This window comes from Streptomyces sp. cg35 (assembly GCF_050410835.1).
Classification (GTDB): domain Bacteria; phylum Actinomycetota; class Actinomycetes; order Streptomycetales; family Streptomycetaceae; genus Streptomyces.
In genome coordinates this window covers 3,255,589-3,275,309 of the sequence record NZ_CP191268.1, presented here as the reverse complement: position 1 = coordinate 3,275,309, position 19,721 = coordinate 3,255,589, and the positions used below count along the sequence as shown (strand labels likewise).

Annotated in this window: 15 protein-coding genes; 7 read left to right on the top strand and 8 right to left on the bottom strand. The window is 70.0% G+C overall.

The genetic code is table 11. From position 1 onward, the window contains the following. Nucleotides 1–17 precede the first annotated feature (17 nt). Entirely contained in the window at nucleotides 18–623 is a 606-nt protein-coding gene (locus ACQUQD_RS14890; protein ID WP_428952548.1) for a DUF6542 domain-containing protein, read from the bottom strand. 166 nt (nucleotides 624–789) lie between these two features. Here ACQUQD_RS14890 and ychF point away from each other — a divergent pair, with 166 nt between their 5' ends. Then, nucleotides 790–1,878 carry a redox-regulated ATPase YchF gene (ychF, locus tag ACQUQD_RS14885; protein WP_428952547.1) on the top strand — a complete coding sequence of 363 codons (1,089 nt, stop codon included), beginning with the start codon at nucleotides 790–792 and terminating at the stop codon, nucleotides 1,876–1,878. A gap of 189 nt (nucleotides 1,879–2,067) precedes the next feature. On the opposite strand, the gene ACQUQD_RS14880 is transcribed toward ychF, so the two are convergent. From ACQUQD_RS14880 to ACQUQD_RS14865, 4 genes are all read right to left on the bottom strand, one after another. Beyond that, nucleotides 2,068–2,361 carry an NERD domain-containing protein gene (locus ACQUQD_RS14880; RefSeq protein WP_428952546.1) on the bottom strand — a complete coding sequence of 98 codons (294 nt, stop codon included), beginning with the start codon at nucleotides 2,359–2,361 and terminating at the stop codon, nucleotides 2,068–2,070. A 198-nt stretch (nucleotides 2,362–2,559) separates the two neighbouring features. Next, nucleotides 2,560–4,440 (bottom strand): DNA/RNA helicase domain-containing protein, encoded by a 1,881-nt coding sequence (locus ACQUQD_RS14875; protein WP_428952545.1) that lies wholly within the window; start codon nucleotides 4,438–4,440, stop codon nucleotides 2,560–2,562. Nucleotides 4,441–4,551: 111 nt separating this feature from the next. Next, nucleotides 4,552–6,609: a DNA/RNA helicase domain-containing protein gene (locus ACQUQD_RS14870; RefSeq protein ID WP_428952544.1), complete on the bottom strand. Its 2,058-nt coding sequence runs from the start codon at nucleotides 6,607–6,609 to the stop codon at nucleotides 4,552–4,554. A gap of 161 nt (nucleotides 6,610–6,770) precedes the next feature. After that, the gene (locus tag ACQUQD_RS14865; RefSeq protein ID WP_355216752.1) at nucleotides 6,771–6,899 is read right to left on the bottom strand and encodes a DUF6408 family protein; all 129 of its coding nucleotides are present in this window, start codon (nucleotides 6,897–6,899) and stop codon (nucleotides 6,771–6,773) included. 566 nt (nucleotides 6,900–7,465) lie between these two features. On the opposite strand from ACQUQD_RS14865, the gene ACQUQD_RS14860 reads away from it, so the two are divergent. Beyond that, complete coding sequence (locus ACQUQD_RS14860; protein WP_428952543.1) at nucleotides 7,466–8,884, top strand: ATP-binding protein; 1,419 nt, start codon at nucleotides 7,466–7,468, stop codon at nucleotides 8,882–8,884. Nucleotides 8,885–8,924: 40 nt separating this feature from the next. Here ACQUQD_RS14860 and ACQUQD_RS14855 read toward each other — a convergent pair whose 3' ends face one another. Continuing rightward, the gene (locus ACQUQD_RS14855) at nucleotides 8,925–9,725 is read right to left on the bottom strand and encodes a hypothetical protein (RefSeq protein ID WP_428952542.1); all 801 of its coding nucleotides are present in this window, start codon (nucleotides 9,723–9,725) and stop codon (nucleotides 8,925–8,927) included. A gap of 157 nt (nucleotides 9,726–9,882) precedes the next feature. Here ACQUQD_RS14855 and ACQUQD_RS14850 point away from each other — a divergent pair, with 157 nt between their 5' ends. The 4 genes from ACQUQD_RS14850 to ACQUQD_RS14835 all read left to right on the top strand — a co-directional run bounded on the left by ACQUQD_RS14850 (nucleotide 9,883) and on the right by ACQUQD_RS14835 (nucleotide 14,175). Then, nucleotides 9,883–10,866, top strand: a complete 984-nt coding sequence (locus ACQUQD_RS14850) for an Lrp/AsnC family transcriptional regulator (RefSeq protein WP_428952541.1) — start codon at nucleotides 9,883–9,885, stop codon at nucleotides 10,864–10,866. A 154-nt stretch (nucleotides 10,867–11,020) separates the two neighbouring features. Then, nucleotides 11,021–12,454, top strand: coding sequence for an amidase (locus ACQUQD_RS14845; protein ID WP_428952540.1), 1,434 nt, complete (start codon nucleotides 11,021–11,023; stop codon nucleotides 12,452–12,454). Nucleotides 12,455–12,526: 72 nt separating this feature from the next. Continuing rightward, nucleotides 12,527–12,742: a hypothetical protein gene (locus ACQUQD_RS14840; RefSeq protein WP_428952539.1), complete on the top strand. Its 216-nt coding sequence runs from the start codon at nucleotides 12,527–12,529 to the stop codon at nucleotides 12,740–12,742. Continuing rightward, nucleotides 12,739–14,175 (top strand): sodium:solute symporter family protein, encoded by a 1,437-nt coding sequence (locus ACQUQD_RS14835; protein WP_428952538.1) that lies wholly within the window; start codon nucleotides 12,739–12,741, stop codon nucleotides 14,173–14,175. The genes ACQUQD_RS14840 and ACQUQD_RS14835 overlap by 4 nt, the downstream gene beginning before the upstream one ends. Nucleotides 14,176–14,201: 26 nt before the next feature. On the opposite strand, the gene ACQUQD_RS14830 is transcribed toward ACQUQD_RS14835, so the two are convergent. Next, nucleotides 14,202–16,907, bottom strand: a complete 2,706-nt coding sequence (locus ACQUQD_RS14830; protein ID WP_428952537.1) for a glycosyl hydrolase family 65 protein — start codon at nucleotides 16,905–16,907, stop codon at nucleotides 14,202–14,204. 284 nt (nucleotides 16,908–17,191) lie between these two features. Beyond that, a complete protein-coding gene (locus ACQUQD_RS14825) occupies nucleotides 17,192–18,322 on the bottom strand; it encodes a threonine synthase (RefSeq protein WP_428952536.1) in 1,131 nt (376 codons plus the stop codon). Nucleotides 18,323–18,832: 510 nt separating this feature from the next. Between ACQUQD_RS14825 and ACQUQD_RS14820 the strand changes: the two genes are divergently transcribed. Further along, a complete protein-coding gene (locus ACQUQD_RS14820) occupies nucleotides 18,833–19,585 on the top strand; it encodes a GntR family transcriptional regulator (protein ID WP_428952535.1) in 753 nt (250 codons plus the stop codon). The last annotated feature ends 136 nt before the right edge of the window (nucleotides 19,586–19,721 follow it).

The window sequence follows — 19,721 nt, the reverse complement described above, 5'->3', positions numbered from 1 at the left end:
GGCCCTGGCCGCTCTCGCTACGCGGTACGCCGCCGAGGGGCCGGGGCCTTCGACGGCGGCGCGGACCGGTCGGCCCGCCGCTGCGCGGCCCGGCGGGCCATCAGCCGGACCTTGCGCACGGTCACGATGACACCGGCGACGAGCGTGCCGCCGTACAGCCAGCCCGCGTTCATGGCGAGCGTCGTGAAGACACCCATCAGCTGCGCACCGAGCCCGCCCGCGCCGTCGGCGATCGGCACCGCTCCGACGGCGAACGCGATCGGCACCGTCACCGGCGCCGTCACCAGGTCCGCCTTCCGCACCCACACCGCCGTCAGTCCGCTGACCAGCAGGAACAGCACGCCGTACACGGCCGGCGCCCCGCCGAACAGCAGCATGTCCAGCAAGCCGAGCACCAGCATCACGGCCGCGCAGAACAGGCCGCTGCCCAGCCCCGTCAGCCGCGGGTTCGGGAAACGGCGCAGGGCGAGCACGATCGGCGGCACCCGGCGGCCCTGGCGGGCGGCCCGGTAGACGGTGGCGGACTCGGCGGTCGTGGCGGCGCGCTCGCCCTGCGCCTGCGGCGGCAGCGGGGCCGTGCGGCGGGGGCGGGATTGCGGGGGACGCGTCCTGGGTTGCTCCACACGCCCAACATAGGTGGGCTTATGTGCGGAATAGGCCACGGGACACGCCCTTTGGCCGAGCTTGACTGTCGCTGGTCGCGTGTTCGATACATCGCCGGGGCGGGTGCGGTGAGGCCGTAGACTGGTGGACTGCCCACACCTCTCCTCTTGTACGGGAAGTCGCAACGTGTCGCTCACGATCGGAATCGTCGGTCTGCCGAATGTCGGCAAGTCGACCCTGTTCAACGCCCTGACCAAGAACGACGTGCTCGCGGCCAACTACCCGTTCGCCACCATCGAGCCGAACGTCGGCGTGGTCGGCGTCCCCGACACCCGCCTCACCAAGCTCGCCGAGATCTTCTCCTCCCAGAAGGTCCTCCCGGCGACGGTCGACTTCGTCGACATCGCGGGCATCGTGCGCGGCGCCAGCGAGGGCGAGGGCCTGGGCAACAAGTTCCTGGCGAACATCCGGGAGTCCGACGCGATCTGCCAGGTCATCCGCGCCTTCAAGGACGAGAACGTCGTGCACGTCGACGGCAAGGTCTCGCCCAAGGACGACATCGAGACGATCAACACCGAGCTGATCCTCGCGGACCTCCAGACAATCGAGAAGGTCCTGCCGCGCCTCCAGAAGGAGTCGCGCATCAAGAAGGACATCGCGCCGAAGGTGAAGGCCGTCGAGGAGGCCAAGGAGATCCTGGAGCGGGGCGACACCCTCTTCTCGCAGGGCATCGTCCAGGGCTCCGGCAACGAGGAGCTCCTGCACGACCTGCACCTCCTCACCACCAAGCCCTTCCTCTACGTCTTCAACGTCGACGAGGACGAGCTCACCGACGACACCTTCAAGGCCGAGCAGAGCGCCCTGGTCGCCCCGGCCGAGGCGATCTTCCTCAACGCCAAGCTGGAGGCGGACCTCGCCGAGCTCGACGAGGAGGACGCGATGGAGCTCCTGGAGTCCGTCGGCGCCGAGGAGCCCGGCCTCGCCACGCTCGCCCGCGTCGGCTTCAACACCCTCGGCCTCCAGACTTACCTGACGGCCGGCCCCAAGGAATCCCGCGCCTGGACGATCAAGAAGGGCGCCACGGCCCCCGAGGCGGCCGGCGTCATCCACACGGACTTCCAGAAGGGCTTCATCAAGGCCGAGGTCATCTCCTTCGACGACCTGGTCGAGACGGGCTCGGTCGCGGACGCCCGCTCGGCGGGCAAGGCCCGTATGGAGGGCAAGGACTATGTGATGCAGGACGGGGACGTGGTGGAGTTCCGGTTCAATGTGTAGCGGCTGACGCATCACCACGTCGCTGATCTGGCAAACATGCAGGTCAGGGAGGGCTCGGCTCTTCGGGGCCGGGCCCTTAGTTTTTCCCGTGCTGGGATAGCTGACCCTTCGTCGCCTGTCGTCATCCCTGGTCATCCGCACCGTGCTGGGATGAGGGCGCGCCCGCGTGAGTGGGTAAGCAGGACTTCCCTAAGCCATCGCCGCGGCAGTCGAGCGCAAACGGTGCGGGCAGATTTTTGGGTGCCCTTTGAGCTCCAGCAGGTAGACGCCGCCAGGCACAGCGATCAGGAGGTCGCACTCGTTGATCCGGCCTGTGACGCCGGTGAACTGAAACGTCGCCCACGCCCGGTAGGGCTCGGCGGCAGGCATCAGCTGCCGCACATGGTCGAGGCCTTCCTGCTCCCACCGGAAACCGGACCGGCGCGGCTGGAACCAGCGCTCGCGAGCCGCTGGAGGGCCGGGCTTGGGAGCGGTCGGCGTCACCTGAGGACCTCCGGGGTGGGGCATGCCATGACGTGGCAAGCCTAGCGAGGTCGCTCGCGGCGGCGGAGCGCATGTCGTTGCTGACGGCCAGGTGTATGGAAGGCCGCGTGACGAAGCGATTACTCGTGCCGCGCACTGTAGACCTCAGCGTGCCACGCATAGGGTCACGCTCCGTCGAGAGGTGACCGTCTCAGCGCATCACACGGACGTGAAGGTCGAGGACTCGGTAGCCAGAGCACGAAGCTTCTCGCGGGTTTCGGGATCGGTCGAGTACACCACCGTGCCGATCATCCCTCGCGTCAGCAGGACCTTGTACGTATTGCGAATCAGCCGGTCGACATCCGCGTCCGGGGTGGACTTCTTGAAGACCGGATCCTTGGACGCTGAACGGTCGATGATCCAGCGGTCGCCGCGCCACACCAGGTCAGGGCCGATGATGACGCCGCTCCAGTCGTACTCGAAGCCTTGGGCTGTGTACACACAGCCCACTTGTCCGAAGCCGGCGGGATCGGTCGCCCACAACGCGGCCGGAGGCGCGCCGGCGACCGATCGGTCGCCGAAAACGTTCCAGGGCCGCTCCCACCCTTCGACGACGACGTCTGAGGGGAGCGCCTGCCCGGGCGGCACCTTCTTCGTCCACTTCCAGCAATAGCCCGCGGACATGCGCGCGCTGTAGCCCTGGGATCGGCGGTCGTCGAGAAACGCTTCCATTTCCTGGGGGCTGTCCGCGACCGTGAGCTGCATCTTGTCGTCGGGTTCCCACACCACCGGGCCGCCTGGTTCAAGGCCCAATAGTCGTACCACCCAGCGAAGGTACGCATCGCTCCCACCGCAGCGGAACTGACTGTCCAGCGGTACCACCCGACAATGGAGGCCCTTCTTCGCTGCGGCTTCCTTGATTTCCACGACCGTGCCCATTTCGCCGGGACGTACGACCTGATGCTCGTCGAGCAGGAAGACCGGGACGCGAGCTGCGTCGATGAGCTCCTCGATCTGGGCCTTGCCGGTGCGGTTCGACGCCGGCGTATAGCGATTGGCAGAAGTTTCCCGCATGCGGTGGGCTTCGTCACAGATCAGGACGTCGAGACTGTTGCGGTCCGCAGTCATGAAGCTGTTGAAGTACTTGAAGAGGTCCTTCACCTCACGCTTCCTGGCGCCCGCCACTTTCCTCATGGTTGTCGTGAACGAGCTGGAACCCGTCGCGTGTAGGGCGGTGGTGCCCTGCCGGTACAGCTCGCCGAGGAGTGACAGGGCGATGACGCTCTTACCAGTGCCGGGTCCTCCGGTGACGATCACGATCTCCTTGTGATCGGATTGCTTGGCCCGGCGTACGGCGTTCAGGACCGTGCGGTACGCAATCTGCTGCTCGTCCAGCAACACGAACTGCTCACGTTCTCGAACCTCTTGGGCAGCCACTGCCATGAGCTGCTTGGACGGACCGATCTTCCCGTTGACCAGTTCGTCCGCGGCCGCGGCGCCGGAATCCGGACCCAGCTTCGTGCGCAGATAGTCGATGAATTCGCCGCGTCGCGCCCCGATGAAGAGCTGACCGTACTGATTCTGCTCGGCCTCGAAGAGCCCGTTTACGCCGAACTCGGTGGCGTTGTGGAGATACGCGGCGCCGTTGACACGTTCCGGATGTTCAGCGAGTGCTCCGTTGAAGGAGACGAGGTACTCGCAATAGCCGCGGACCTGGTCGACTGGATTGAGTACCGCCCGTGCGTAGGAGTCGATGCGGCACAACGACGGATCGTCGTCGTCGGGTTCCGCGCTGCTCCACTGTTTCAACTCCACGACGACGTAACTCGGGAGTCCTGTATCGGGGTGCACGCCGGCCAGAACCGCGTCGGCTCGTTTGCTGTTCAACGGCAGTCCGTATTCCAGAAGGACCTCCACCTGCCCGAGCCCGGCGTCGTTGAGTGCGCTCGCGAGTACGGGAATGCTTCGCTCCCACGAGCGCACCTCGGACGGACCGGGCTTATGGCTGTGAACGTGCACGAACTGCTCCGTCAGGCGGAAGAACAGGGCACCGGAATGGCACTCGGCAGCGACCGTTGCGGCAGAGTCGCGGAACAGCAAGACAGGCCCCCCAGGCAGCACGAAGAAACTCGCGCGGGTGGGGGCATTTCCTTCATGACTCCGCCAGGCGGAGCGGAAGCCCGGCGGGCCGCAGCTACGTAGGGATCAAGGTTACCCGTGCCGTCTGCGATAGTCCGGTGGCAGCTGTGATCCTTCGGCAGTGAGCTTCGGCTGGGCGCCGTCGTAGTGCTGCATGCCTATGGCGCCGGGGATGAGCCTGCGTAGTTCGTTGTGGGTCGCGGGGTCGACCGCGTAGACAACGGTGCCGACGACGCCTCGGGTGAGGAGCACGTGGTAGGCATTGAGGATGCATCGGGTGACGATCGCATCGTCGATCGGACCGCGGAAGGCGGGATCGCACGAAGCGCTCCGGTCCATCTTGAACTTTCCGTCGCGGAAGAGCAGATCGGGTCCGATGATGACGCCGTTCCAGTCGTACTCGAAGGTCTGTGCCGTGTAGACGCAGCCGATCTGATCGACACCTCGGCGATCGGTCGACCACAGGTCCGACCGTGGTGCGTCAGGGACGCTGTGCTCTGGCTTCACGTTCCAAGGCCGGCGCCAGTCCCTGATGTGTACGTCGTTGACCAGCTGTTCGCCGGCCGGGTTGCTCCACGGCCAGCAGAAGCCCGCGGTGATGCGGGCTGTGGCGCCTTCGAAGTGGCGTGCCCGGATGAACTGCTCCATCTGCTCAGGTGAGTCGGCCATCATCAGGGTCATCTTCCCGTCCGGTCGCCAGGCGACCGGATCAGAGGCGTCAAGGCCCAACAACTGTTGGACCCAGCGCTGGTACCGCTTGCTACCGCCTGCTCGGAACGTTCCCTCCAGATCGGTCACTTCGACATCGCAGCCCATGTCCTTTGCCAGCTCTTTGAGATAGGTGGCAGTGCCCACCTCGTCCGGACGAATCGACTGATGGTCGTCGAGCAGGAAGATGGGTACCTTGGCGGCTCTGATCACCTCGGTCGCCTGTGGCCTGTCGTCGTCTCGCAGCTCTTTCGGAGTCCAGCGGTACGTCGAGCTGCGCCGCATGCGGTGGGCCTCGTCGCAGATGAGGACATCGATGCTGTCGGGTGGGGTCTCACTGAAGCTGTTGAAGTAGCGGTACAACTTGACGGCTGCACGACGCTTGTCCGCTGTCTGCCCTCTGCGAGCCGTGCCGAGCATGATCTCGCGCAGAGTCTCCGTGTAGGCGTGAGAGCCACTTGCCAGAACTGTCTCGCGGCCCTTGAGCCCGAGGGCACGCTGCATTTCGAGGGCCACTGCGCTCTTCCCGCTGCCAGGGCCGCCCCGCAGGATGTACACGCGCTTGGCGCCAGGATCTGGGGCGGGACTGTGGGCCGCTGCGGCGTCATAGAACAATCCGACGTCGAATCCGGTGAAGTGTGCGGTCTTCTCCAGGTGCCGCGTGATCCGGTCGACGGCGACGTACTGCTCGTCGAGGAGCGTCAGTCCTCCACCGACGACAGAGCGCTGACGGGCCACGTCGGTGACCTTGAGCAACGGGTCCTGGCGGGCCTGCTCCAGGGCTGACGCGGCCCGCTTCCCGGACGCGGGAGAGAACCTCGAGGTAAGGACTCGCCGGAAGCGGGCCAGGTCGTCGAGGGTGTAGAGGAAACCATGGTTGGTTTCGGGTAGAGCGAACAGCGCCTCCACATCCGCGTCACGTGCGTTGTGGAGGAGTGCCACGCCCATCAACTGATCCTCGTTTTGGCGAAGATGGGGTAGATAGCGCAGCATGTACTCGCAGTAGCGCTGGACCTGCCGGACCGGATGCAGCTTGTTCTTCCCGTCGCCGAATCCCAGATCGACGGCGATGGGGCACAGGGGGTCCACCGTGGCGTGCCGCACCTGCTTCAGCTCAACTGCGAGGTAGGAATCCGTCTCCGTACCGGGATGCCGACCGCACAGCACCAGGTCAACCGCAGAGTTGGTATGCGGCAGGTCAACCTCAATCTGCACCTCAACTTCGTCGAGGCCGCAGTCCAGCAGAGCTTTGACTACTACGGGGAGGCTGTTGTTCCAGGAAGCGATGTCGCCCTGGCCAGCCGCTCCTCCCTTGATCCGGGAATGCTCCTGGATCAGTTGCTCGGTGAGCGGAAGGTGCGCCGATCCGGCTCGGGCCACGATGAGTCGGCCGAGCTCGGCTGCGGACAGTTGCAGGAGCACGAAGGATCCCCAGGCACGAGATGACTCGTGCGGGTGGGGGCATGTCCTTCGTGACTCCGCCGAAGCGGAGCGGAAGCCCGTCGGGCCGCAATGACGTTGTGCAGATTACCCGGCTGCGAAGCAAGGAGGGCGGGCCTCCGGAGGCCCGCCCTCCGCCCGGCTCAGCCGAGGCGGTGCACCACGAACTGCGCCAGAGCCCACGCCAGGTTCGAGCCGAGGCTCGCCACGATGCCAACCAGAACATCACGGACCCAGGTGCGGCGCTTGGGCATGTACTCGACGGCAACCACAGGAATGCGTCCCCTTCGGGTCGTTCGGTGACGGCGCCGGATGGCTCCCGCCGGGAGCGCACCATGGGGCTGAGTCACCAAACCGAAGGGCATTCGCATGCTCCTTAGGTCACGTCGCGTACACCCTCCGAGGAAGGAGTGCGGTGCAGAGGAACGATAGTCCACGAGGGGGGGAACGCAGGCAAGGAGTTAATGCATAAACGTCGACGGGCCGGTGGGGCGAGGGGCGTGGATGGAATGAGATGGCCGGCTGGGCATCTGAGTAGCTCGTGGTGCTGGGATAGAACGCCCGTGCTGGGATGACCCCTGGCAAACCCGCGTTTCCGCAGGTGGGAGCTCTGCCCTACAGATCCCGGTTCAACGTGTAGCCGCAGACGCATCCCTACGTCGCTGATCCGGCAAACACCCAGGTCATAAGGGGCCCGACTCTTCGCAGTCGGGCCCCGCTCTTTCCCGGGTCGTCATTGCTCCTCGGCCAGGTCTTCGGCGACGCCACGTTTCGGCGTGAATGCTAACGTCAATGTTACTAACATTGTTGTTAGTCTCATGCGTGGAGGTCGGCAGACGTGGTGGACTTCGTTGGCCGGCGCCAAGAGCTGGCGACGCTGGAGCGAGAGCTCCAGAAGGTGGCGGCCGGGGTCGGCGGGGAGCGGCCCGGTCGGTGCGTGATGTTGCGTGGGCGGCGCCGGGTGGGAAAGTCGCGACTGGTCGAGCGGTTCGCGGAACGCTCGGGGGCCCCCTTCTTGTTCTACGCCGCTACCGGGGCGTCCCCGGCGGATGATCTGGCACGGCTGGCCCGGGACGCCCAGGCGTCGACGCTGCCGCTGGCGCGGCTGGTGGCCGCCGCGCGGCCGGAGAGCTGGGACGCCGCGTTCGATGTGCTGGCCGCGGCGCTGCCCGCCGACCGGGCGAGCGTGCTGGTCATCGACGAAGTGCCGTATCTGATGGACAGCGGCGGCGCCTTCGAGGGGATGCTGCAACGGGCCTGGGACCGGGTCCTGGAGACCAAGCCGGTGCTGCTGGTCCTCATCGGCTCCGATCTTTCGATGATGGAGGCGCTGAACGGTTACGGGCGCCCCTTCCATCAGCGCGGCCGGGAGATGGTGCTGGGGCCGCTGAACCCCGCCGAGGTGGGGAGGATGCTCGGGCTGGATCCGGCAGAAGCGTTCGACGCCGCGCTCGTCACCGGTGGGCTGCCGCTGATCTGCGCGGAGTGGCCACGGGGTGCGGGGCTGTGGGACTTCCTCGGTGAGGCGCTGAGTGACCCGGTCTCCGCCCTGCTGGTGTCGGCCGAGCGCTCGCTGGCGGCCGAGTTCCCGCCGCAGGCGCAGGCGCGCACGGTGCTGGCGGCCATCGGCAGTGGCGAGCGGACTTTCACCAACATCGCCCGTGCGGCCGGCGGCATCGGGGCCACGCCGCTGCAGCGCGCGCTGGAGCTGCTCACGGACAAGCGGATCGTCGCCGCGGAGCTGCCCGTGTCACCGCGTCCGTCGAAGGACCGCCGCTACCGCGTGGCAGATCCCTACCTGCGGTTCTGGCTGCACCTGCTCGGCCCGTCCATGGAGGAGATCGAGCGAGGGCGGGGCGATCTGACCCTGGCGCGCATCCGGGAGAACTGGACCAGTTGGCGCGGCCGGGCAGTCGAACCCCTTGTCCGTGAGGCCCTGGCGCGGATGCTCCCCGACGACCGGTTGCCTGCGGCCCCCGCAGTGGGCGGCTACTGGACCCGCACCAACGACGTCGAGATCGACATCGTCGGCGCGGACCGTGCCCCCGTCGCCAAGGAGCTGTTCTTCGTCGGCTCCATCAAGTGGCTGGAGCGGTCTCCCTTCGACCGGCACGACCTGGCGGCTCTCCACCGACACCGGGCCGCCCTCACCGACGGACCCGTTCCGGTCGTGGCGGTCGCGCGCAGCGGCGTCGACGCTCCGGGCCTCGATGCCGCCTACGGCCCCGGCGATCTGCTCGCCGCCTGGCCGCTGTGAGGGGGCGGGACGGTCTGTCCCGCCCCCTCACCCGGGCGGATCAGCCCAGCTTCGCCGCCTGTGCGTCGATCACGGCCGTCGGCTGCTCGAACGCCTCACCGCGGGTGACCGCCGCGATGTTGAAGGAGGAGAACCCGGCGAGCGTGTTGCCCTGCCGGAAGACGACGACCTTGGTGTCGGCGGGAGTGCCGTCCTGCTTCGTCCCCACCGTCCAGGCGACCGCGTCCTGCCCGGCGGCGACCTTCTCCTCGCTGACCTTCGTGACCTGCTGCTTCTCCCCGTCGACCGTCATGGTGAAGCCGCCGGCGCACTTCTTGCCGGCCTCCCGCAGCGCGGTGAGGGCCCGCTCGGCGCCGTCGGCGTCGTAGGACCACAGGGAGGTGAGGGTCTTGGTGATGTCGAGCGAGTCGATCGTCGCGTCCTCGGCCTCCTTCTCCGTCATCTTCCCGAGCTCCGCCGTCGAGGGCATGCCCTTCTTGGCCTTCTCGGACTTGTGGACGACGAGCCGCTGGACGGTCGCGGCGGGCTCGCCCGCGGGGAGGGCCGACAGCGCCTGGGCGATGGGCTTGCACTGCGACTTGTCGACGGACAGCGCGTCGGCCTCGAAGACGTCGTCCTTGCCGGGCTTCGTGATCTCGTGGTCCTTGACGTCGCCCTGGGCGACCGCGAGCTTCTCCAGCTCGCCGGCGGTGAGGGTCTTCGCCGCCGTCTTCTCCGCCGCGGCGCCGCCCGCCTTCTTGTCCCCCTCGTCCGAGTCGCTGCCACCGCAGGCGGTGACGAGAAGGACGAGGGAGACCGCGGAAGCGGTCAGGGCGGTACGGCGAAGGGTGGTGGCTCGCATGGTGCTTCTCCAACTGATCAACGCCCCGCGCTCGGATGCGGCGCGGGGTTCACGTGAGCAGGACAAACATGGCCCGGCCAGGGTTGTGCTCTCTCCCGCAATTGATCGAACTCGAACGGCCCGCCGCGGGCGCCGCCCGCCTGACTAGGGTCGACCCGTGACCACAGCCCTGAACCCCGCCGCCCCCCTCGACCCCCTCGACCAGCGGATCGTCGCCGCCCTGCAGATCGACGGCCGGGCCTCCTGGCGGCGGATCGCCACCGCGCTGGAGGAGCCGGAGCGCAAGATCGCCCGCCGGGGGCTGCGGCTGCTGGAGAGCGGGGCCGTCGTGGTGCGCGGGCTCGTCGTGCGGGGCGAGACCGTGATCCTGCGGATGAACTGCCGGCCCGGCGCGGTGCGGGACACGGCCGTCGCCACGGCCCGCCGCGAGGACGCCATCTTCTCGTACGTACTCGCGGGCGCCGCCGACTGTGTCGCCGAGCTCCAGTGCGCGCAGGGTGGGCTGGCGCGGCTGATGCTGGACGAGGTGCCCGCGCTGCCGGGGCTCGTCGAACAGCAGGTCTCGCCGGTGCTCCGCTACTTCCGCACCGTGCACGAGTGGTCGCCCGGGATCCTCGGCGCCGACGAGATCGAGGCGCTCGGCGGACGGTCGCCGGTGACCGACGGGGTCGGGGCGCCGGACGTCGAGGCGGCCGGCCCCGAGGAGCGGGCGATCCTGCGGGCGCTCGCCGAGGACGGCCGCCGCACGCACGACGAACTCGCCGCGATCGCCGGGGTATCGGTGGCCACGGCCCGCCGCCGCGTGGAGTCCCTGACGCAGCAGGGACTCGTCAGCATCCGGGCCGCCGTGGAACCTGCGCTGCTCGGGCTGCCCGTCGAGGCGCTGCTGTGGATCAGGACCCGGCCCGACGAGGTCGAGGCGGTGGGGCGGCTGCTCGTCGAGTCGCCGCTCGTGCGCTACGCGGCCGTGGTGATGGGCGAGCACCAGCTCCTGGTCGACGTGACCCAGCCGTCGAAGTCCGCGCTGCACGCGTTCCTCACCGAGTCGCCGTGGGTGCGGCGGGTGGAGGCCGTGCAGTCGCATCTGGTGGTGGAGGCGTGGAAGCGCAGCGGGGTGCCGACGCGAGGGCCGGTGCACTGAGTCTCACGACCACCCGCTACCGCGAAGTCGTCCAGAAGTTTCATGTGAATGAATTCAGCGTCTTAAAAGTTCATGGTGTACGAGTCATTGACTGAAACGGTCATCGGCCCGCAGTGTGGTGGCGCACACCGTCGCCTCCCGCCCGAGGACCGCCATGCCCGCACGCCCCACCGGTTCCGATGACCTCTGTGCCCTCGACGCCGTCGAGCTCGCCACCCGGATCCGCCGCCGCGACCTGTCGGCACGCGAGGTCGTCACCGCCCACCTCGACCGCATCGAGCGGATCAACCCGGCCGTCAACGCCATCGTGACCCTGGATGCGCAGGGCGCGCTCGAAGCGGCTGACCGTGCCGATGAACTCGCCGCTTCCGGTGCCGAGTTGGGGCCGCTCCACGGACTGCCCATCGCCTTCAAGGACACCCACCTCACCCAGGGGATGCGCACCACGCACGGCTCCCCGCTCTTCGCCGACCACGTGCCCGACGAGGACGAACTCCTCGTCCAGCGCATCCAGTCGGCGGGCGCCATCCGCATCGGCAAGACCAACGTCCCCGAGTTCGCCGCCGGTTCGCACACCTTCAACCCCGTCTTCGGCGCGACCCGCAACCCGTACGACCTCACCCGGTCCGCCGGCGGCAGCAGCGGCGGCGCCGCGGCCGCGCTCGCCGCCCGCCTCCAACCCCTCGCCGACGGCTCCGACATGGGCGGCTCGCTGCGCAACCCGGCCTCGTTCTGCAACGTCGTCGGACTGCGCACTACCCCGGGCCGAGTGCCCTGCCTGCCCTCCGGCGACCTGTGGGAGACCCTCGCCGTCGCCGGGCCCATGGGCCGCACCGTCGCCGACACCGCCCTGCTCCTGTCGGTCATGGCGGGCCCCGACCCGCGCAGCCCGCTGTCCCTGGAGACCCCCGGATCCGTCTTCCGCGCCCCGCTGGACCGCGACCTGACGGGACTGCGCGTCGCCTACGCCCCCGACCTCGGCGGACGCGTCCCGGTGGACCCCGACGTGCGTGCCGTCGTCGACCGGCAGGCGGCCGTCCTCGAAGACCTGGGCTGCACGGTCGCCGAGGACTGCCCCGATCTGGACGGCGCCGACGACGTGTTCCTGACGCTGCGCGCCCACACCTTCCAGCACGCCTTCGGCCGCTACCTCGCGGCCTCCCGCGACGCCCTCAAGCCCAGCCTCGTACGGAACATCGAGCAGGGGCAGAAGCTCAGCGGCGCCGACCTCTCCCGCGCCCGCGCCGAGCACACCCGCCTCCACCTCGCCGCCGTCGCCTTCTTCGAGCGCTACGACGTACTCATCGCCCCGGTCAGCCAAGTCGCGCCCTTCGACGTCGAGTCGGAGTACCCGACGCTCGTCGACGGACAGCAGCAGCACACCTACCTGGACTGGATGCGCTCCGCGTACCTCCTCTCCGTCCTGGGCGCACCCGCACTCTCCGTCCCCGCCGGCTTCACCGCGGCCGGACTCCCCGTGGGCCTGCAGATCGTGGGCCCGCCGCGCGCCGAGCGCACCGTCCTCGAAGTCGGCGCCGCCCACGAGGCGGCCACCGGCCACGGACGGCGCGCCCCCGACCTGCCCTAGACCGCACGTATCCGCGACCTCACCGCCTCGGCCTGCACTCCGGGCGCTCAACTCCCCTCAGCTGGAGCCCTGATGAGATCACCGCACGCGCTCTGGGCCGCCGTGCCCGTCCTGGCCTTCCTCAGCACACCGTTCCTGCCGTTCGTCGACGGGGCGCACCTGTGGCTCGGCATCCCGTCCGTCCTGTGCTGGTGCCTGATCTGGACCGCGGGCACGACGGCCGCGCTCGTCCTGGCCGACCGCCTCACCGGCCCCCGCGACGACGAAGAGGACGGGGTGACCACGTGAACAGCACCATGGTCATCACGGTCCTCGGCATCGTCGCCATCGCCGTGGTCGGGGTCAGCGGACGCCGGCCCCCGAGCGGCGAACTGGGGGAGTGGACCGTCGGCCAGCGCCGCTTCTCCACCTTCACCACCTGGTTCCTGCAGGCGGGCGAGGCGTTCACCACGTTCAGCTTCCTCGGCCTCGCGGGCATCGCGTTCGGCGGCGGCGTCGCCGCGTCCTTCGCCCTGTGCTACCTCTCCATCAGCCTCGTCCTCCAGTACTTCACCTCACCCCGGATGCGCCAACTCGGCCTGCAGGGCGGCTATCTGACCCAGGCGGACTTCTTCGTCGACCGCTACCGCAGCCCCCTGCTCGGGAAGGTCGTCGCCGTCGTCGGCGCGGTGTTCCTGCTGCCCTACCTCCAGCTCCAGATCACCGGCCTCGGTCTCATCGTGCAGCTCGCCACCGGCAGCCGTGCCGGCGGCAACTGGAGCATGGTCCTCGCCACCGTGCTCACCGTCGGCTTCGTCCTGTGGTCCGGCATCCGCGGCATCGCCCGCGTCGCCTACCTCAAGGACGCGCTGATGATCGCCGGGCTCGTGGTGCTCGTCGTGGCCGTCGCGGTCTCGGTCGACGGCGGCATCGGCGGCCTCTTCACGACGATCCGGGACACCCACCCCCAGCTCCTGACCCTCCATCAGGGCGGCTACGACGGCATGTTCTTCGTCACCGCGGTCATCATCTCCAGCATCGGCGGCGGCCTCGGCACCATGGCCCACCTGTGGCCGCCCGTCCTCGCCGCCCGCAGCGGACGCGCCCTGCGCTCCAACGCGATCTGGCTCCCGCTCTACCAACTCGCCCTCGGCATCCCGATCATCGTCGGCTTCGCGGGCGTCCTCCTCGTCCCGAAGGACGCGGCACCGAACTCCGTCGCCCTCACCCTCGCCGGACAGACCCTGCCCGGCTGGCTCGTCGGACTGGTCGCCGTCGCGGCCGCCTCCGCCGCGATGGTGCCGTCCGCGGCGATCGTCGTGGGCATCTCCAGCCTGCTCTCGCGCAACCTGTTCAGCGTCCGCGACCCCCGCACGCAACTGCGCACCAACCACGTGTGCGTCATCGCCGCGGCCACCCTCGCCCTCGTCCTCGGCCTGGCCCGCCCCGGCCTCCTCTCCGACCTGCTCCTGCTCACCTACGGCGGCCTCACCCAGCTCGCCCCGGCGATCGTGATGGGCCTGGCGCGGACGGTACGACTGCACTGGGTGCCCGCCCTGCTGGGCATCGTGACCGGCGTCGCCGTACTGACCTGGCTGACGTTCGGCGGCGTGGACGTCGGCACGGTGGACACGGGCCTGATCGCCCTCGCGGTCAACCTGGCCGTCACGGCAGGGGCGCAGCTCGCGGTGCGGCGCCCCCGGCCGGAACCGGCCGCCGCCGCCCTGGACCCGGTGGGCTGAGAGCCCGGGCGGCGCGGCGCGGAGTGCTACCGCACGGTCAACTCACCGACGGGCCGCGCCTTTTCACCGGTCTGCGTCACCCGCACGTACCGCGCCGTCCCGCCCGCGGCGAACGGCACCCAGCGCCGGCCGTCCCCCGACATCCGGACCCGGTACGACCGCGTACCCGTCACCGTCACCCGGGACAGGGTCCGCCCCGCCCCCAGGTCCACCGTCAGCGAGGCGCCGGGGCGCGCGGGCAGCCAGGTCGTCGCCGGGTTGCCGTCGACCGCCGCGCCCGCGTACTGGCCGGGGTCCTCGGACGTCGCCGTCGCCGGGCGGCAGCGCGCCAGATCCGCCGTGGGGACGAGGTCGGGGCGCCGGGTCGGCAGGGTGAGACCGGTGGCGGTCACCCGCTTGCGGCCGGCCGGCGTGTCCACCGTGAACGGCTCGCCCGACGTGAGCCGCACCGTCGTCCGCTCCGCCCCGATCGCCACGTCGTACGACCGTCCCCGCCACCGGAGCCCCGTGACCTTCACCCCCGTCGAGAGCTGCGGCGGCAGCATCGGATCCAGGTGCACGGCGTCGTCGTCCCGCAGCCTGAGCCCCGTCAGGCCGTGCGTGAACACCTGCAGGAAACCGCCCTTGCCGGTGAGGAAGTCCTGCGCCGGTGAACCCGCGAGCGCGTCCCCCGCACCCGCCTTCGCGCCGCGCGACTCCGAGAACGTACCGAACGGCCCCCGGAAGAACGGCCGCGACGCCCGCTCCAGGAAGGTGTACGTCGAACATCCCGGCTCACCGATCGCCGCCGCCGCGACCGCGTGCACCGAGTCCGTCATCGCCGGGCCGTCGCGGTCGGTGTGCGCCGCGTAGTAGTCGAGCGTCGCCGCCGCCGCGCCCTTCGGCATCGGCCGCCAGTCCAGCGGATACAGCAGCAGCACGGCGTCGGCCTGCTTGATGTCGGAAGCGCCGCCGCCGATGTCGTACCCCGCGTACTGGAGGAACACCTTGCGCCGCGCGTCGTACGGAATCCGCAGCCGGCCGGCGATCCGCGTCCACTCCGGCGACGGCTCCGCACCGACGAGCCGCGCCGCCCGCGCCGCCGACCGCAGCGACATCGCGGCGACGGCGTTCGTGTAGACCCCGTCGTCGACACCGTTGCTGTACTCGTCCGGCCCCGCCACGTCCTTGATCGAGTACGAGTACCGGCCGGCCCCGTCGTCGTTCTTCGTCACCCGCGAAGTCCAGTACTCCGCAAGGCCCTTGAGCAGCGGCCAGCCCTTCGCGCGCAGCCACGCGCGGTCCCCGGTCGCCTGGTAGTACTGCCAGGCCGCCAGTGCGATGTCTCCCTGGAGATGGTTCTGGATGACACAGTGCGGCGGGTACCAGCTCTGGCACTCCTTCCAGAGCGATCCCGAACGCGCACTCGTCCAGGGGTACATGAGGCCGCCGACGGACGTCTTGCGCGCGTTGTCCGCCGCGGCGGCGCGGGTGCGGTGGCGGTACTCCAGTACAGGCCGGGCGAGTTGTGGCCGCGTGGCGAGCAGCGAAGGGAACATCCAGGTCTCGGCGTCCCAGAACACCATCCCCGCGTAGCCGTCGCTGCTCAGGCCGGTGGGCGGGATGCTGTCACGCGCGCCGGGCCGGACGGAGGCCAGCAGGCCGTACTGGGCCGCGCGCACCTGTCTCTGCAGCGCGGGGCGCCCGGGGACCTCGATGTCCGACGCCCACAACTTCTGCCAGGCGTCCGTGTGTTCACCCATGAGCGCGTCCCAGCCCGCGGCCGCCGCGCGCTGGGAGGCCGTGACCGCGTCGGCGCGGGGCGAGCGGGAGGTGCGGGCCGTGTCGACGCCGACGTACTTGACGACGTCGTAGCGGGTACCGCTGCTCACGCCGAAGTCCGCGCTCTGGCGTGAGCTCAGGCCGTCCGTGCGGGCCGCCGGGCGGGTGCGGCCCGGCGCGCGCAGCGTGGACGCCACCGCGCCCTCCGTCCCCGTCCCGTCCGTACGGAACCCGACCGCCGTCGTGCGCTTGCCCGCCGGGCCCGCGCCGGTCGCCGTGACGCGGCGGGCGCCGCGGCCGTCGATGCGATCGGTGACGCCGACCCTGCCGCTCCAGCGCGGCGTCAGGCGCAGCCGGACCGCGCCCACGTGCGGGCGGGCCCGGTCCGCGAGCACCTCGAACGTCAGATCCGTACGGCGGCCGTTCTTGTGCACCCACGTGAGGGACGTCCGCACGATGCCGCAGCGCAGATCGAGACTCTGCCGGTAGCCCGTGGTGCGGCTGCCGGGCCCGTACGTCTCGCCGTTCGCCGTCACGTCGAGGCCCGTCCAGGTGGGGAGGGCGGCGAGGGCCTGGCGGTGGGCGGTGTTGGCGGGGCCGCGGGCGTAGAGGCCGGACACGAAGGCGCCGTCGTACGGGTGCGTGTACAACGGCCAACCGGTCTTGGCGTCGGGGCCGCCCGGGGCGGCGTATCCCGTGCCGGTGGGCGGGACGCGGAGGCCGAGGTATCCGTTGCCGGCGTAGGCGTGGAACGGGTCGTCGGGTGGGGGCGGGGTGCGGGCGGAGAGGGTCCAGGCGGGGGTGTCGCAGGGTGGGGTCCGGCTTGTGTCCGGCGCGGCCCGGGCGGTGGTGGCGGGGAGGAGGGAGGTGGTGAGGGCGGTGGCGAGGGCGAGGGTGCTGAGGAGGCGGCTTGTGGCGGTGGCGGTGGTCACGGGTCGAGGGTGCGGGGTGGGGGCGGGACGGTGTGGCATGCGCGCCGGGGGTGTAGGCGGGGCGGGCGAATTCTGGTGCCGGGTGGGGTTACGCATGGAAGGGAGGGGGGCGTCCGGGGCCGTCGTGGCGGCTTTCCCTCGTCTCCCCTAGGTGTGTGGTCGGGTGCGGGGCCGCCCTGGGCATGTCCGTGCTCGCCATCTTCATGGCCCCGCCGACTGCTTCGGCCGCCCTCACAGACCGGCCCCTCCCGTCTCGTACGCGAGTGATCGCCGGTGGATCCGACCCGCGCCCCTGATCGAGCTCCTCCGGCGATCGAAGCGCGTCAGGTGGACGGAGTGGGGGCTGCCAGGCCCGTTTTGAGGCCCGCGCCGCAGAGGGGGACCACGGCGGTACGGCCGTTCAGGATGGCCGAGAGGGAGCCTCCGTCGCGGGTCGCGGCCCAGCAGGCGACGCCGGTCGACTCGACGTACAGGCCGCGCGAGGCGAGGTCGAGCTGTGCGTGCCTGATCTGATCCTCCGTCACCGTATGGAAGGCGCCGCCGGACTCGCGTACTGCCCGAAGGATCTGGCGGGCGCGGGGCGGGCGGGGGATCGCGATGCCCTCCGCGAAGGTGGGGGCCATGGGGGTCACGCCCACCAGGTCGTCCGCTCCCGCCTGCCAGGCCTCGGCCAACGGTGCGACCGCCGCGGCCTGTACGGCGTGCAGCGCGGGCCGCCGGTCGATCAGGCCCGCGGTGTGCAGCTCGGCGATGGCGAGGGCGGCGCCGAGGAGAAGGGTGCCGTTGCCGACGGGTACGACGAGCGCGTCGGGAAGGCGGCCACCGAGGTCCTCCCAGAGCTCATGGACGTAAGTCTTCGTGCCGTGCAGGAAGTAGGGGTTGTGGACGTGGCTCGCGTAGAAGACGCCGTCGTCGGCCGCCGCACGGGCCGCCTGCGCCGTGGCCTCGCGATCCCCTGGCACCACTTCGAGCCGGGCGCCGTGCGCCCCGATCTGCTCCAGCTTCTTGGGGGACGTGCCCGAGGGAACGTAGACGGTGCACGGCAGTTGGGCGCGGGCGCAGTACGCGGCGACGGCCGTCCCGGCGTTGCCGCTGCTGTCGGCGATGACACGTTCGGGCCGTAGCCGGGCGGCCAGGGCGGCGAGCATGACGGCCCCGCGGTCCTTGAAGGACAGCGTAGGCATGAGGAAGTCCAGCTTGGCCGAGACGTTGTCGGTGAGCCGGACGACCGGTGTGCGGCCCTCGCCGAGCGTGCAGTCGGGTGTGGGGAGGGGCAGGCACTCGGCGTAACGCCACAGCGAACTCACCCGCCCGGCGAGGGACTTGAGCGGTGCTGGAGTGGGCGCGTAGTCGAGGTCGAGCGGTCCTCGGCAGGCCGGACAGCACCAGTCGAGCGACCCGGCGGGCACACGGGTCCCGTCGAGGGGGCAATAGCAGTCGGGAAGGGCGGTCATGGGAGCACCCTAGGCAAATCGACGTAGGAGAAGGACGCGCACGAGGGGGAGTGTTCGGTGTCCGGGCGGTCGTCGGCAACGCCTCCCCGGCGATCACTCGCGTACGAGACGGGAGGGGCCGGTCTGGGGATGTACGCGCGCAGCACAGTGCACGCGGTGAGGGCGGCCGAAGCAGTCGGCGGGGCCATCAAGATGGCGAGCACGGACATGCCCAGGGCGGCCCCGCACCCGACCACACACCTAGGGGAGACGAGGGAAAGCCGCCACGACGGCCCCGGACGGCCACCCTCTCTTCCACGCGTGACCCCGCCGCACCCCAACCGCACGCACACTCGATCCAGGAGTCGATGTGTGAAACATCCACTACCTGGAGAAAGTCGCTGGGTAAAGCCCTCAGAGCCTGCTTGTCATCACTTCGAGTGATTCCTTGGCCTTTGCTTGCACGGCTCAACCCACGGTTGCCAGGCTGTTGCTGTCTGTCAATCTGATGGGATCTGAGGGGAACAACCAGTGACATTCGGTGAGCAGCCGGCGTACCTGCGCGTCGCGGGAGATCTGCGCAGGAAGATCGTCAATGGTTCGCTGCCGCCGCACACACGTCTTCCCTCACAGGCCAGGATCCGCGAGGAGTACGGGGTCTCGGACACGGTCGCCCTGGAGGCCCGCAAGGTTCTCATGGCCGAGGGGCTCGTCGAGGGGCGGTCCGGGTCCGGGACGTATGTGCGCGAGCGACCCGTGCCGCGCCGCGTGGCCCGCTCCGGTTACCGGTCGGGTGGTGGCTCCACGCCGTTCCGGCAGGAGCAGGCCGACCCGGCGGCGCGCGGGACGTGGGAATCGCGCAGCGAGCAGGGCGAGGCGGACAGCGGGGTCGCCGAGCGCCTCGGCATCCGCGCGGGCGACCGCGTGATGTGTACGAGGTACGTGTACCGGGACGCGGGCGAGGCGGTCATGCTGGCCACGTCGTGGGAGCCGCTGGCCGTCACCGGCCGCACCCCGGTGATGCTCCCCGAGGAGGGCCCGCTGGGCGGCTGCGGCGTCGTCGACCGCATGGCGGCGATCGACGTGATCGTGGACAACGTGACGGAGGAAGTGGCCGCCCGCCCCGGCCTGGCCGAGGAGTTGAGCGCGCTCGGCGGGGTGCCGGGGCATGTGGTGCTCGTGATCCACCGGACGTTCTTCGCCTCGGGCCGACCGGTGGAGACGGCCGACGTCGTGGTCCCGGCCGACCGGTACCGCATCGCATACCACCTGCCGGTGAAATGACCCGGGCGAGACCCGCAGAGGCCCGGAAGATCCCGGGAAGTGACCGATACCCGGGGCGGCCCGTCCGGACCATGTGATCGCGAGTTAACCCGGGCCGAGCCGACGTAACCGGCGGGCAATCCCGCGCGGCACCGCA

Excerpts from the sequence above, each read along its gene's own strand:
- ACQUQD_RS14855 (WP_428952542.1), bottom strand. The coding sequence starts at position 9,725 with ATGCGAGCCACCACCCTTCGCCGTACCGCCCTGACCGCTTCCGCGGTC.
- ACQUQD_RS14845 (WP_428952540.1), top strand. The coding sequence starts at position 11,021 with ATGCCCGCACGCCCCACCGGTTCCGATGACCTCTGTGCCCTCGACGCC.
- ACQUQD_RS14840 (WP_428952539.1), top strand. The coding sequence starts at position 12,527 with ATGAGATCACCGCACGCGCTCTGGGCCGCCGTGCCCGTCCTGGCCTTC.
- ACQUQD_RS14830 (WP_428952537.1), bottom strand. The coding sequence starts at position 16,907 with ATGCCACACCGTCCCGCCCCCACCCCGCACCCTCGACCCGTGACCACC.
- ACQUQD_RS14825 (WP_428952536.1), bottom strand. The coding sequence starts at position 18,322 with ATGACCGCCCTTCCCGACTGCTATTGCCCCCTCGACGGGACCCGTGTG.